The 14353-nt window shown below is 63.4% G+C and carries 12 protein-coding genes; 7 read left to right on the top strand and 5 right to left on the bottom strand.

The window, feature by feature from the left end; all coding sequences use genetic code 11:
• Nucleotides 1–4 precede the first annotated feature (4 nt).
• Genes HYR72_21440 through HYR72_21430 form a run of 3 tightly spaced genes read left to right on the top strand, consistent with a single transcriptional unit; the run spans nt 5 to nt 2677 of the window.
• Nucleotides 5–283: an acyl carrier protein gene (locus HYR72_21440; GenBank protein ID MBI1817548.1), complete on the top strand. Its 279-nt coding sequence runs from the start codon at nt 5–7 to the stop codon at nt 281–283.
• Nucleotides 280–1422: an acyl-CoA dehydrogenase family protein gene (locus HYR72_21435; GenBank protein ID MBI1817547.1), complete on the top strand. Its 1143-nt coding sequence runs from the start codon at nt 280–282 to the stop codon at nt 1420–1422. Before HYR72_21440 ends, HYR72_21435 begins: the two co-directional genes overlap by 4 nt.
• Nucleotides 1423–1435: 13 nt before the next feature.
• Nucleotides 1436–2677 (top strand): beta-ketoacyl-[acyl-carrier-protein] synthase family protein, encoded by a 1242-nt coding sequence (locus tag HYR72_21430; protein MBI1817546.1) that lies wholly within the window; start codon nt 1436–1438, stop codon nt 2675–2677.
• A 55-nt stretch (nt 2678–2732) separates the two neighbouring features.
• Here the strand turns inward: HYR72_21430 and HYR72_21425 are convergent, their stop codons facing one another.
• A complete protein-coding gene (locus HYR72_21425) occupies nt 2733–5078 on the bottom strand; it encodes an RND family transporter (GenBank protein ID MBI1817545.1) in 2346 nt (781 codons plus the stop codon).
• Nucleotides 5079–5391: 313 nt separating this feature from the next.
• Here HYR72_21425 and HYR72_21420 point away from each other — a divergent pair, with 313 nt between their 5' ends.
• Both HYR72_21420 and ispD read left to right on the top strand, forming a co-directional pair.
• Nucleotides 5392–5874 (top strand): CarD family transcriptional regulator, encoded by a 483-nt coding sequence (locus tag HYR72_21420; protein ID MBI1817544.1) that lies wholly within the window; start codon nt 5392–5394, stop codon nt 5872–5874.
• A gap of 66 nt (nt 5875–5940) precedes the next feature.
• Nucleotides 5941–6639 (top strand): 2-C-methyl-D-erythritol 4-phosphate cytidylyltransferase, encoded by a 699-nt coding sequence (gene ispD / locus HYR72_21415; protein ID MBI1817543.1) that lies wholly within the window; start codon nt 5941–5943, stop codon nt 6637–6639.
• Here ispD and larE read toward each other — a convergent pair.
• Complete coding sequence (gene larE / locus HYR72_21410) at nt 6575–7444, bottom strand: ATP-dependent sacrificial sulfur transferase LarE (protein ID MBI1817542.1); 870 nt, start codon at nt 7442–7444, stop codon at nt 6575–6577. The genes ispD and larE overlap by 65 nt on opposite strands.
• A complete protein-coding gene (cysK, locus tag HYR72_21405) occupies nt 7444–8376 on the bottom strand; it encodes a cysteine synthase A (protein ID MBI1817541.1) in 933 nt (310 codons plus the stop codon). Before cysK ends, larE begins: the two co-directional genes overlap by 1 nt.
• A gap of 61 nt (nt 8377–8437) precedes the next feature.
• On the opposite strand from cysK, the gene HYR72_21400 reads away from it, so the two are divergent.
• Nucleotides 8438–9421, top strand: a complete 984-nt coding sequence (locus HYR72_21400) for a glycosyltransferase family 9 protein (protein MBI1817540.1) — start codon at nt 8438–8440, stop codon at nt 9419–9421.
• A gap of 129 nt (nt 9422–9550) precedes the next feature.
• Entirely contained in the window at nt 9551–11251 is a 1701-nt protein-coding gene (locus HYR72_21395) for an amidohydrolase family protein (protein MBI1817539.1), read from the top strand.
• Between the two features lie 255 nt (nt 11252–11506).
• Here the strand turns inward: HYR72_21395 and HYR72_21390 are convergent, their stop codons facing one another.
• Entirely contained in the window at nt 11507–12685 is a 1179-nt protein-coding gene (locus HYR72_21390) for an acyl-CoA dehydrogenase (protein MBI1817538.1), read from the bottom strand.
• Between the two features lie 275 nt (nt 12686–12960).
• Nucleotides 12961–14154: a CoA transferase gene (locus tag HYR72_21385; GenBank protein ID MBI1817537.1), complete on the bottom strand. Its 1194-nt coding sequence runs from the start codon at nt 14152–14154 to the stop codon at nt 12961–12963.
• Nucleotides 14155–14353 lie beyond the last annotated feature (199 nt).

The following is a 14353-nucleotide window of genomic DNA, read 5'->3' as shown; positions in this document are numbered from 1 at the left end:
GTGGATGAGGAATCAAGCAGTCTCAGTTTTGAGCCGGGACGAAGTGAAGAGGCAGCTTGCCGACCTTGTCTGCGAGATCGCCAAGGTGCCGCTGGAACGGATCACCGAGGAAGCAACGGTGGACGACGGGCTTCAAATGCACTCGGTGGCGTTTGTTGAACTTCAAGTCGCGATCGAAGAAGCGTACGATATACAGATCGACCCCATCCAGGTAGTGGAACTCAACCAGTTCGGTGCCATTGTGGACTACGTCCATCGCTGCGCGCTGGGCGAGAACCAATGAGCCTCTTCTCCGCCGAGCACGAGGTATTCCGCAGGCGCGTCCGTGGCTTCGTTGAGGACCGCCTCGCTCCGCATGCGAACGAGTGGGAGCAGCAAGCCTCGTTTCCGCGAAGCCTGTTTTCCGACCTGGCGCACGAGGGGTTGCTCGGCCTCACTCACGCGCGGAAGTACGGTGGCCAAGAGTTGGACTTTGGCTACAGCATCGTGTTGGCCGAGGAGCTGCCGCGATCAAAAATGATGGGGGTCACACTCAGCATCCTTGCGCAGACTAACATCTTTCCGCCGTTGCTGGCGACACTCGGTACCGAGGAGCAGAAACAAGAATTCCTCGCCCCGGCGATCCGTGGCGAAAAAGTCGGTGCCGTCGCATCGAGCGAACCCAGTGGCGGTTCAGACATCGTGCGTGCGGTGCAATGCACCGCCGTAGATGACGGCGATTTCTGGGTCGTAACAGGGGAGAAGAAGTACATCACCAACGGACCGATCGCCGACTTCGTCATCATGCTCGTCCGCACCAAGCCCGAGGCCACCATCAATAGTCTCTCGCTGGTGATCGTGCCGACTGACACACCCGGATTCCGGGTGAAGGAGACGCTGCGCAAGCTCGGCATGCACACGTCACCGACCGGGTGGCTTGAATTCGATCATTGCCGCGTGCCCAAGCGGCTGACGCTGGGGAAGCCGAACCTAGGGTACTTCTACGTCGCGCGAAACATCCTCGAAGAACGCCTCATGGGTGGCGCCAGTGCGGTCGCCCTCGCTAACCTCGTGTTGCACGACACCATCGGCTATCTCCAGCAACGTGTCGCCTTTGACCAACCCCTCTCTCGCCTTCAGACTGTGCGTCATCGCATCGCCGAGATGGCTGCCGAGATTGAAATGGCGAAGCGCTTCGTCCACTCGGTCTGCGAGAGCTACCGCGACGGACACGTGGAAGCCAAAGAGATCTGTATGATCAAGTTTCAGGTCTTCGAAATGGTCCAGCGGGTCGTGGAGCGCTGTCTGCAACTCCACGGAGGCTCTGGTTTTCTCGAAGACAACTGGATCGCACGCGTGTATCGCGACGCGCGGGTTCTGAGTATCGGGGGCGGACCGTCCGAGTTGATGAAGGATCTGGTTGCAGGGTATTTGCGGCTGTGATGTGGGAGCGTGCGTGCGGCGTGTCGTGATCACAGGGATCGGGTTGCTCGGGCCGACCGGGAACGGGGTGGCGGCATTCTGGCAATCCCTCATCGAGCGGCGCTCCGGTATCCGACGAATCACGCGCTTCGACCCAACCTCGTACGGCTGCCAAATCGGCGGCGAAGTTCGTGATCGGAGCTACGAGGACCTGCTCGATCCGCGCACCCTGCGCACCACGACACATGTCAGCCAGCTTGCTCTCGCCGCCGCGGAACTCGCGCTGCGCGATGCGCGGTTGCCGGCGGCGCACTACGAGGCGGATCTCATGGGGGTCAGCCTGGGCACCGCCCTCGGCGGCTGGCGCGAGGCGGAACAGCAGCACAGCATTTTGATGGAACGCGGCGCGCGCCGCGTGAATCCGTTCATCGCCAATGCGACGCCGAACCACTCGCCGGGTGTTGAAGTCGCGCGCGCCGTCGGGGCAAGGGGCCCGCAGCTCACGCACTCGAACGGCTGCCCCGCCAGTCTGCAAGCGATCGCCGACGGGGCGGCGCTGGTGTCCAGCGGTGAGTTGGATCTGTGCGTTGCCGGCGGCGCGGAGAGCCCGCTGATCCCAATGGTGATCGCCGGCATGAGCCGTACGCTGGAGTTGTCGACCATCAACGATGACCCCGAGCACGCGTCTCGCCCGTTCGATCAATCGCACAGCGGCATGGTGCTGAGCGAAGGCAGTTGCATACTCGTCCTCGAATCGCTGGAGCAGGCGACGCGGCGAAGCGCGACCGTGTACGCCGAAATTCTCGGCGCCGCGGCGTCGTGCGACGCGGGCGGGATGTACGTCTTCGATCCGTCGGGCGACAGCGGAGCGCGGGCGCTGCATCGGGCGCTCAGCCGCAGTAGGTTGAGCGCGACCGACATCGACTACGTCTGCGCGCATGCGAACTCGTCGCCGGCGTTCGATCGCAAGGAGACGCTCGTCATCAAGCGCGCTTTTGGCGAGTGCGCGGCGCGTTTGCCAATCAGCTCGATCAAAGGCGTACTCGGCCATCCGTTCGGTGCGTCCGGCGCGTTCCAGACTGCTGCCGCTGTCTTGGCCCTGCGTCACCAACTCATTCCGCCGACGAACAACCTCGACATCGCCGATCCTGAGTGCGACCTCGACTACGTCCCCGGCGAAGCCCGTGCCGCGCGACTCCGCCACGCACTGGTGACCAGCTACGGCTACGGCGGCGTCAACGCGTACCTGGTGTTGTCCGAGCCGCGCAACGTGTAGCGACGAACTCCCAAGGCGCATCGGCCCGAGGCGGAAGATTCCGGCTAGCTAGAAGTCAGCCGGCCGCTCTGCGCTGCGGCGGCTCGGTTGCCACGGCAGGCATGGCGGCGCGTTCGAGGAATCGTGGTTTCAATACCAGCGCGAGTGCGGGGATCACTGTCAGCGTGGCCAAGGCGCTGACGGATACGATGATCGCGGTCAGAATGCCGAGGCGGGTCCAGATGCTGAAGCCGGCGAACGGCAACACCAGGTAACCGAGTGCGACCGCCGACGATACGAAGAAGATCGCTTTACCGGAGGAGTGCAAGCTGGCGCGGACCGCTGCCTCGATGGTGCCGGTGGTCGCCCACTCTTCACGAATACGAAAAATGAGGTAGATCGCGAAGTCGGCGCCGATGCTGACGCCCATCGACGTGATGGCGGCCGAGGTCATGTCGAGCCACACGTGCGCCCATCCCATCACCCCGAGGTTGACCGCCACGGCGATCGCCAGAGGCATCAGCACAAATACGCCGCCAACGAACGAACGCAACACGAGCGCAGAAAGGACGAAGATGATCGCGCTCACTTGCACCATGTTGACGATCTTCTCGTGTACGACGACGTCGTTCATGGCGGTCTGCACGCCGATGGTCCCGCCGGCAATCTCGACCGTCACCGGCAAGCCTTGGAAGCGTTCGCCGGCGAAGCGTTGCAGACGGCCGATGAGATCACGAGAGAACGCGGCGCCATCGGTTTTGCTCAAGCCGCGGATGACGGTGCGCTGATAGTTCGTGTCGACGAACCCGCTCAGCCCTTCGGGGCCGGCGGCCGAGCTGTACAAGAAGAGATACTGTGCGATGAGCCGCGCGTTGTCAGGGATGGCGTAGAACGCCGGGTCGCCATTGTTCATCGCCTGGTGCATGCGCTTGATGTGATCGGCAATCGAGGTCACGCCGCCGACGGTTCCGTCGGCCTCCATGAATTGCTCGAGATCGCTGATCGCCCGCAGCACCGCCGGGTCTTGCATCACATTCTCCCGGTCCCCTTCGACCAGGATGCGGACCGAGGCGGTGCCGGGCAGCTTTTCGTTCAGCAGCGTGTCGTCCTGCCGTACTAGCGTCGATGGCGAGAACCAGAAGCGGAAACTGTTGTCGGTCTGGATGACCAGCGCGCCGGCGACCGACACCGCGACGATCACGGCTGCGCTCAGCAAGACGGTGCGGGGTCGAGCGACGACGATGTCAGCGAGTGCGGCGAGCGCGCGATCGAGCCAGCGGGACTGGCTCTCGCGTTGCGTCTCGCGGCGCTTCGGCGCCGGCAACAAGCACCGGCAGGCGGGCGTAAACGTCATCTCGATGATCAGGGCGCTCAAAATGCCGGAGGCCAGCAGCAATCCGAACACGCGGACGCTGGTGACTCCGAAGGTCATGAGCGAGCCAAACCCAGCCGAGGCGATCAGCCCCGCCGTGAGCATCACCGGGCCGACCGCGGTCACCGACTGGATCACCGCCTGCTCGCTGTCACCGAGTCGTGCGTATTCTTCGTAGTATCGCTTCAGGATCTGCACGGCGTGGCCGGCGGCCACGGCCAAAATCACGACGGGTGTGACCGCGCTCCAAGTGTCCATCGGCTGCCCGCTCAGCCCCATGATCCCGAGCGACCAAACGACGCTGAGGAGGGCGGTGACCAGCGGCAGAAACATCGCTTGCAGCGTGCGGAAGGCTTCGTAGTGAATCAGTCCTATCACCACCACCGCGATTGGAAACAATACGCCGATGAGCGCGGTGTAGTGCACCAGCGCTGCGCGCAAAATTGGAGCGCCAGCGAGGGCGATGCGCACGGAATCATCGCGCTCGGGGCCGACGACGTCCTCAATGTGCTTGGCAATCATCGGGTCGGTCAGCCGATCATCGAACTCGACGACGATCACGGTTGCGGTTTCGTCCGCCGAGACCAGGTTGCCGCGGAACAGCCGATCCTGCCGCACTGCCGCCCGTAGCGCGGCGATGTCCTCCGCGCTCGTCGGTGGAGTCTCCATCAGCGGATGAATATCCATTCCATCGGCTCCGGCGACCACCGCCTTGACGTTCGGCGCAGCGATGCTGACGAGATTGGCGTCGATCACACCGGCCGTATCGTGGAGCCCCTGGGTAATGCGGTAGATCTTGCCGAGCGTGGCGGGCGTGTAGATGTCGCCGCGAGTGGCGATCACGCCGACGATCGCGATGGCTTCGCCGCCGAAGAGGTCGGAGATCCGATTCTGGATCTTCACATACGGATGATCCTGTGGCAGCGAGGCCCGCCGGCGGATCTCCAAGTGAACGTTGCGAAGCTGGGCCGCGAGCAACCCTGTTACCAGGAGTACCCCGATGACAACGGCGAGCCGATGTCGAACGATGAACGCGACGTAGCGCTGCATTGCCCTCCCCGCACAACTTCGAGTTCCGCCCCTCTACATGGCCGATCGAAGGCCGGCAAGCGGTTCACGACCTCCCGGGTTGGTGGTCAGCGACGCCAACCCGCCCGCGCAGCATTTGGAGTGGCTTCGGACTGGCTTCCCATAAGCACGCTCCAACACCTTCGGGCCCGGCACGAGCGTGCCGCTTGCCATATTGAATCAATTTCTACGAAAACAGTGACTTAGCGATAGTTCAGACAGCGGCACCTAGTTTGACCCAAGAGTGTCTAAATGCGATAATCACGCACTTTTCAGAGCCAGGGAGGTCCAGACGATGTTCAAGGTCGGAGAGAAGGTCGTCTACCCGGCTCACGGGGTTGGCGTGATCCAGAGCATTCAGGCCCGTAATATTTCCGGGACCGAGAAAACGTTTTACATGCTTCGGATCCTCGATAACGAAATGACCATCATGATTCCGACCGAGAATGTGGCATCGGTGGGGTTGCGGCGGATTATCGGCAAGGACATGGTGAGCAAGGTCTATAAGATCCTGCGCCAAAAGCGCGTGGAGATCGATCAGCAGACCTGGAACCGTCGCTACCGTGAGTATACGGAGAAGATCAAGACCGGGTCGGTGCTGGAGATTGCCAAGGTGCTCCGTGATCTGTTCGTCCTGAAGGGTGACAAGGAGCTATCGTTCGGCGAACGCAAGATGCTCGACACTGCGCGAAATTTGCTGGTGAAGGAGCTGTCGATTGCCCGCGCTCACCCGGAAGAGAAGATCATGGAAGAACTGCGGGATATCTTCGCGCACTGACCGGGGCGCGCATTGAAGTTCGAGAAGGGCCGGGCAAAACCCCGGCCCTTCTTTTTTGTATCGATCATGAAGGTCACTGCGATCATCGTCGCTGCCGGACAGGGAGTCCGAATGGGCTCCGGGCTTCCCAAGGTCTTTCTGCCGCTCGCCGGAAGCCCGATCCTCGCTCACACGTTGCGAGCCGTTTCGCAGGTAACGCAGATCAATCAGATCGTTGTCGTCGTCGCCGAAGGAGCCGTCGATCGGTTCCGCACACTACTCGATGAAACGGGGCCATGGCGCGTCGCGATCCAGCACGCCACCGGCGGTGCCGAGCGGCAGGACTCGGTGGCGGCGGGTTTAGCCGCCGTCTCAGCCGACGCGGAGCTGGTTGCAATCCACGATGGCGCTCGCCCGTTCGTGTCCCCGACCGCCTTCGCAGCAGCAATAGAGGCTGCGGCTGAGATTGGAGCCGCTCTGTTGGCGATACCAAGTCGCGATACGGTGAAGTTGCTCCACGGCGAGCGCCTGGTGCATGTAACCCCACCGCGCTCGACGGTGTGGTTGGCGCAGACGCCACAAGTTTTCCGCACAGCTCTGCTGCGCGACGCTCACGCGCGTGCTCGTCGCGACGGCGTGATCGCAACCGACGACGCCGCACTGGTCGAGCGCCTCGGTCTGCCGGTGCAAGTCGTGATGAGTGACGCGGCGAACCTGAAGATTACGACGCCCGATGATCTGCGTTGGGCGGAGTGGTACCTGCAGACTCGCGGAGCCCCTCGTTGAGGCTGCCGGAGCGGAATCCCTGCAGATCGAGGGTCACGTAGAGAAACCCGAGCGCCTTGAACTGGCGCACGACGCTGTCGCGCACGCTGATCTCGGCGAAGCGCGCGATCTCGGCCGCGGGCACTTCGATGCGCGCGATGGTCTCGTGGTAGCGCACGCGGCACTCCCGAAATCCGAGTTGTTGCAACAATCGCTCGCCACCCGCCACGCGCTTAAGAGCCTCCATCGTGATCACCGTGCCGTACGGAAAGCGCGATGACAGACATGGACTGGACGGCTTGTCCCAGGTCGGCAACCCCAGCGCATGGCTCAGGTCGCGAATGTCCTGTTTGGTCAATCCCGCTTCGACCAGGGGATGGCGGATCGCGTGCTCGCTCGCGGCCGTGAGGCCCGGACGGTAGTCGCCGAGGTCGTCAAGGTTGGCGCCATCGATGATGTGCGCGATCCCCAACCTCGGCGCTTCGGCGGCGCAAATTTCGTACAGATTACTCTTGCAGAAATAGCAGCGATTCGTCGGGTTGGCTGCGTAGCCTGGAATCTCCAACTCGTTGGCGTCGATCACAATGTGGCGCACGTCGAATTCGCGCGCGAGGATGACGGCCAGATCGAAATCATCATCCGCCGCCGTCGGTGAGCGCGTCGTCAAGGCCACAGCATTCGCGCCGAGTTCCATTGCAGCCACGCGCAACAAGAAGGTCGAATCGACTCCGCCCGAGTAGGCGACCAGCACGCGAACCATCACGCGTAGGGTGTCGCGCAGGTGATCGAGCTTGGCCTCGAGCGAGGTCGCTGTGGTCGCCGCCATCAGATGCCTTCGGCCTGGTAGATGTCGGTGGTCAGATAGCGTTCGCCGGTGTCGCAGAAAATCGTGACCACCGTTTTGCCCGGGCCGAGATCCCGCGCCACGCGCAATGCCGCGCAGCAATTGGCCCCCGACGAGATCCCCAGCAGCAAACCCTCCTCGCGCGCGAGCCGGCGCGTGTAGCGCGCTGCCTCCTCGTCGCTCACGGTGATCACCTCATCGTACACGGTCGGGTTGAGGTTCTCCGGAATGAAGCCCGCACCGATGCCCTGGATCTTGTGAAATCCCGGCTCGCCGCCGGACAACACCGGTGACGCCGCCGGCTCTACCGCATACACTTTTACGCCCGGCATCCGCTCGCGCAGCACTTCGCCGACGCCGGTGATCGTCCCACCGGTACCGACGCCAGCGACGAACGCATCGATGCGCTCGAATTGCTGCAACAACTCCTGCGCCGTCGTGCGCCGGTGGGCTTCGGGGTTCGCCGGGTTGCTGAACTGCTGCGGCATGAAATACTCCGGGTGCTCGTGCAACAGTTCCTCCGCCTTGCGCACCGCCGCGTGCATGCCTTTGCTGTCGGGCGTGAGGATCAGCTCAGCCCCATACGCGATCAGCAAGCTGCGCCGCTCCTCGCTCATCGTATCGGGCATCGTCAGGATCAGCTTGTAGCCCTTCACCGCAGCCACCAGGGCCAACCCGATCCCGGTGTTGCCACTCGTCGGCTCGATGATCGTCGCGCCCGGCTTGAGCCTGCCCTCGCGTTCGGCATCCTCGATCATGCTGAGACAGATGCGATCCTTGACGCTGCCACCGGGATTCGCCGATTCGAGCTTGCCCCACACCTCGGCATCGCGCGGGCCGGCGAGTCGATTCAGCCGCACCACCGGGGTGCCACCGATCAAATCGATCGGAGTCTTCGCTACCATTTTTCCCATCTTGCGCCGTAGGTGAAGCCCGGCAAAGATATCGGCAGCGGATTTTCAAGTCAATTCAATCATGCATCGAAACCATACGCAGCGTCTGTTGGTGCTGTTCCCGGGCGCGCTCGGCGATTTCCTGTGCGCGTTGCCGAGCATTCTCGCGTTGTGCGAGGACGGCGAGGTGTTGTTGGTCGCAAACCCCAGCGCGCTCGAATTAATCGAGCCGGGGCCGTTTCGCACCGCATCGATCCACCGCCGCGAGGTCGCCGATCTGTTTGCGGCAGAACCGCTGCGCGACGACACGCGCAAGCTGTTCGGTGGTCACTCGATCGCCCACTCGTGGAGCGGCTACGGCGATCCGCGTTTCGCCGAACGGCTTGCTGCGGCTTCCGGCGGCGAGGTGCACATCCATCGTTTCCGCGGCATGCAACCGGGTGAGCATGCGAGCGACTACTACGCGCGCTGTGTCGGTCGGACCCCGACCCCGACTCGTGTTTGGATCACCGCTGACGACGAAGCCTGGGCTGCCGAATGGTGCCGGCAGAACGCGCCGAGGCGGTTTGTGATGATCCACCCCGGAAGCGGCGCGCCGCGCAAGAACTGGGAAGGCTTCCCCGACCTGGCGCGGCAACTGCGCTCGCGGGGAACGGACGTGATCGTGATGCTCGGTCCCGCGGAAACCGAGCACCCCGTCAATCTGTGGAGCGACGTGTCGTTAGTCCGCAATGCGAGTCTTCGCAAAGTCGGTGCGTTGCTGCAGCGCGCCTCACTGTATGTCGGCAACGACTCCGGCATCAGCCACCTCGCGGCGACGGTGGGCGCGCCGTCGCTGGTGCTCTTCGGTCCGGCCAGCGATGCGGCAACGTGGGCGCCGCGGGGACTGCGCGTCGAAGTGATCACAGCGCCCGCGCCATGCGAGCGCTGCGGCCCCGACCGCTTCTGCATGCATGCGCTCGCCACCGAGCAAGTCGCGCGCGCGATCGCAACCGGGCTTGGAAGGACGTATTCTGGGGAAACGGTGAAGAAAACCTCCGCTTCCCCGAGTAGCGGCACCGAGTAGAAGCCGCAGGCTTCGTATCGAGGCGCTGCATATCGAGGGGCGCGCTGGGCGTTCCATGTCGATGACCTCTCCCAGTGGTTGACAACGCTACGCATCTAGCGCGACACCAGTCGCGACGAAGGAGCCGACATGTACGACTTGCTGATCCGCGGCGCGCAGATTTGTGATGGAACCGGTGCCCCGCCGTTTCACGGCGATGTCGCCATCAGCGACGGGCGCATCGCGGAGATCGGTTCATCTCTCGGTGGTGCCACGCGCCGGACCATCATGGCGGACGGGCTAGTCGCAGCGCCGGGCTTCATTGACGTGCACACGCACTACGATTGCCAACTGTCGTGGGACCCGGCGTTGACGCCGTCGTGTTGGCACGGCGTCACCACCGTGGTGGTCGGCAATTGCGGCTTCAGCATCGCGCCCTGTCGCCCCAGCGATCGCGAGTTGCTGATGCGCATGCTGCTGTTCGTCGAAGGCATGCCGACTGAGGCGTTGCGCGCGGGCATTCGCTGGGAGTGGGAGACGTTTCCCGAGTATCTCGATGCGGTCGAGCGCCTGCGTCCTGGAATCAACGTCGCGGCGCTGATCGGTCACAGCGCGATTCGCTATTGGGTGATGGGCGCGGCCGCCTCGGAGCGAGCCGCGACGGCTGGCGAGATGGAGCGTATGCGCGACGTGCTGCGCGAAGCCATGCGGGCCGGCGCCTGCGGCTTCGCCACATCGGAGTCACCGACGCACTTCTTTGGCGATGGCACGCCGGTACCGAGCCGAGTCGCGCCGCGCGACGAGATCCGCGCACTCGCGAGCGTGTTGCGTGAGTTCGGCCGTGGCCTCATCGAAGTTGCGCCGCTGCACTTGATCGGTTCGACCGAGAGCAAGCGCGAAGACCAAGCGTTCTACGGCGAGCTGGCACGGGCCAGCGGCCGGCCGGTGACCTGGGCGCCGCTGTTGCACAGCCCGTTCGATCCCGAAGGCTGTCTCGAACTGATCGAGGAAGCGGCGACCGCACAACGCGATGGCGTGCCGGTGTACCCGCAGGTCGGCTGCCGACCGCTCGAAGTGCGCATCAGCTTCGACACCGCCGGCATCGCCGTGATGAACAATCCCATCTGGCGCCCGATCATCGAGAAGCCTGTAAGCGAGCGTAAGAGGCTCTTCGCCAGCCGAGCGTTTCGCGACGAGCTACGCCTGATGTCGCCGCAGGGTTCGTACGTCGCCGCGCTGGCGCCGAGTTGGGACCAGATGTTCGTCCGCTACTCGCCGGCTGCCGCGCATCAGCCGTACACCGATTGCTCGGTCGCCGCGATCAGCGCCCAACGCGGCGCCGATCCGATCGACACGCTCTTGGACTTGTCGCTCGAAAGCGATCTGGGGTGTCAGTTCGGTATTCCGCTGATGAACGTCGACGAAACGATCGTCGGCAAACTCATCCGTCATCCCGCCGGCATCCTCGCGCTCTCCGACGCCGGCGCGCATGTCGACACGCTCGCCGATCAGGGTTTTACAAGTACGCTGCTTGCCCATTGGGTGCGCGAACTCGGTGCGCTGAAGATCGAGGATGCTGTGCGCTTGATCACCAGCGTCCCGGCCCGCATCTACGGCATCCGCGAACGCGGCGAGTTACGCGCCGGATGGGCTGCGGACGTGGTCCTCTTCGATCCGACTCGCATCGGATTGGAGCGCACCGAACTCGTACACGATCTCCCCAGCGGCGCCGCGCGGTTGATCCAACGCGCAACCGGCGTCGAGCACGTGATCGTCAATGGCGAAGTATTGATCGATGCCGGCAAACAGACCGACGCGCGCGGCGGTCGACTCCTTCGTGGCGGTGCGTAGGAACGAAACCGCCGATGAACGCCGATGAGGAATTCGACACAATAACGTCCCTCTCGTCATTCCGGCGAAAGCCGGAATCCAGGCTCAAGCTCGCATCCCCGCCTAGATACCGGCTTTCGCCGGTATGACGGACCCGTTGCGGGGAGTTCTTCTGGAAAGCCCAGATCCATGAGGTTTGTGAAGTCCCCTGCGTGCAGAAATCTCCCACCGGCGAACATCGGCGTCCATCGGCGGTTGCAAATTCTTCTTCGCCCGCTACTTCGCGCGCGGCAGCCCCAGTACGCGCTCGGCGATGATGTTGCGCTGGATCTCCGACGTGCCGGCGAAGATGGTGCCGGAGCGGTAGTAGAGATACGAGCGCGGCCAGCGGCCGTGGGCGATCGCCCGCGGATCGCCGGCGACGAGTTGCGCGTCGACGCCGAGGAGATCCATCGCGGTGTCGTGCAGGCGCTGACTCATCTCGCTCCAAAACAATTTCACCAGCGAACTTTCCGGGCCGGGTTTGCCGTGGCGCAGCAGATTGGTCAGCGTGCGCCAGTTGTGCAGCTTCACCAACTCGACTTCGATCACCGCCTGCGCCAAGCGTTGGCGGAGATTGAGGTCGGCCGACGCGCGCCCGCCGTTGACCGCACGCTTTCGCGCCAACGCGAGCAGCTCATCGAGCAGCATGCGATGCACCACGAGCTGACGCGCCGAGGTGCCGCGTTCGTGGCTCAACGTGGTCTGCGCGATTTCCCACCCGCGATTCAACTCACCGACGAGGTTGTCGGCCGGGATGCGCACGTTCTCCAGAAAGACTTCGTTGAACTCGTCGCTGCCGGTCATCTGTCTCAGCGGCCGGATGGTCACGCCGGGGCTCCGCATGTCGACGATCAAGAAACTGATGCCCTTCGCCTTTGGTGCGGTTGGGTCCGTGCGCGTGAGCAGAATGCCCCACTGCGCGAATTGCGCGTAGCTGGTCCACACCTTCTGGCCGTTGACGACGAAGTGATCGCCGTCGCGTTCCGCTTTGCATCGTAACGCAGTGAGGTCGGAGCCCGCGTTGGGCTCGGAAAATAGTTGGCACCAGATCTCGTCGGCACCGAGAATCTTCGCCAGGTAGCGCTGCTTCTGCGCGTCGGTGCCGTGCGCGATCAACGTCGGCCCGACGAGATTGACGCCAATGCGGTTGATGATCTCCGGCGCCTTGGCGTGCGCCATCTCGGCTTGGAAGAGATAGTTCTCGACGACGCTCGCGCCGCGGCCGCCATACGCCTTCGGCCAATGGACGCCGACCCAACCGTCACTGTGCAACCGGCGTTGCCAGTCCACCAGATACGCCACCTCCTCGGCGAGTGATGCGGGCTCGATTTCGTCACGCGGTTTGTTGGCGGCGAGCCAGGTGCGCAGCTCCACGCGGAAGGCTTCTTCGGCGGATGAGAATGACAGATCCATGAAGGAGAACCGGAATTAAACGCAGAGACGCAGAGGCGCAGAGACGCAGAGCCTGAGCGGACAAGATTGAATGAGGTCTCCGCTTCTCCGCGCGACCTTTGCGCAAGAAATCCCGGCAGTGGGTCCGTCATACCGGCGAAAGCCGGTATCCAGGCGGGGTCGTGCGCCTCGATCCTGGATTCCGGCCTTCGCCGGAATGACGATTGGGAAGATAGCTCCGCCATTTTGCAAAGCTCTCTGCGCCTCTGCGCCTCTGTGGTGAACATCCTTCTTCATCAGATCGCTCCGGCTGCGCGTAGCGTGCTGATCTCGTCACTCGCCAGGCCGAGGAGTGTACTCAGGAGTTCGTTGGTATCCGCGCCCAGGGCGGACGCCGGGCCGTAGCGCGGGGGGAGGTCGTCGATCTTGATCGGGCAGCCGACCTGGCGCACGGTGCCGAAGAGCGGATGCTCGTAGTCGATCACCATTTCACGCGCCAGCACCTGTTCGTTGCGCAATGCTTCTTCGATCGTCGCGACCGCCGCACATGGCACGTGGCCGCGTAGCAGGGTGACCCATTGCTCGTTGGTCTTCGTGCGCATCACGTCGCTGAGAATCGGAATCAATTCGTTGCGATGCGCAAAGCGGTCGGCGAACGTACGGAACCGCGGATCGTCGAGCAGATGCGCGAGATCCATCCGCTCCGCGAGACGCGTCCAAAATTTCTCCTTCATGCACATAATGACCAGGTAGCCGTCCTTGGTCGCGAAGCGCTGCGACGGCACGAGTGTCTGGTGCGCGTTGTCGGGGAGGCGCTCGACCTTCAGATTGGTATTCAGCACCCACACCGCGAGGTAGTTGAGCATCGACACGGCGGTGTCGAGCAAGCTGACGTCGACGTCGCCGCCGCGGCCGGTGGTGCGGGCACGCAAGAGGGTCACGAGCAGTCCGACCGCCGACATCAAGCCGCCGGCGAAGTCGACGATCGAAATCCCCGAGCGCGTCGGCGGTCCGTCGGGGTCGCCGGTCAAGTCCATGAATCCGGCCATCGCCTGCAACAGAAAATCGTAACCGGGATCGGCGCGCATCGGCCCGGTCTTTCCGAAACCCGAGAGGGCGCAGCAGACGATCTTCGGATTGATGTGCTTGAGGCTGGCGTAATCCAGTCCGAGCTTCGCCGGCAGATCGCCGCGGGGATTCGAGTACACGGCGTCGCACACGCGGACGAGTCGATGGAGCAGCGCGCGACCTTCGGCTGTGCGCAAATTGAGCGTGAGCGACTTGGCGTTGCGATTCAGCGACTGGAAATAGACCGAGTCGCCGTCGCGCGCGCCAGGCGGCACGTTGCGGGCTTCATCCCCGCCGAGCGTGGGGTCTTCGACCTTGATGATCTCCGCACCAAGATCCGCCAGCACCGTCATCGCAAACGGCCCCGACCCCAATTGCGTGAACGCGAGAATCCGCAAACCTTCGAGCGGCAACGACGACATGTTGGGTGTGTACTAAACGCAGCGCGTTGCTGCAAAAGCGATCCGCACGCGCGGCGGGCGATGTGCCGATGAATTGATTGAAGATGATCGGTGGAAGCTTCCCCCTTTGAAAAAGGGGGATCGAGGGGGATTTCCTTGATCGACTCTTCGGCAAATCCCTCCTGACCTCCCTTTTCCAAAGGGAGGAACCTGTTGTCGA

It is taken from the genome of Deltaproteobacteria bacterium, assembly GCA_016178705.1.
Classification (GTDB): Bacteria; Desulfobacterota; Binatia; order HRBIN30; family JACQVA1; genus JACOST01.
Note: the sequence above shows the minus strand (reverse complement) of the source record. Positions and strands in the feature narration are given on the sequence as shown.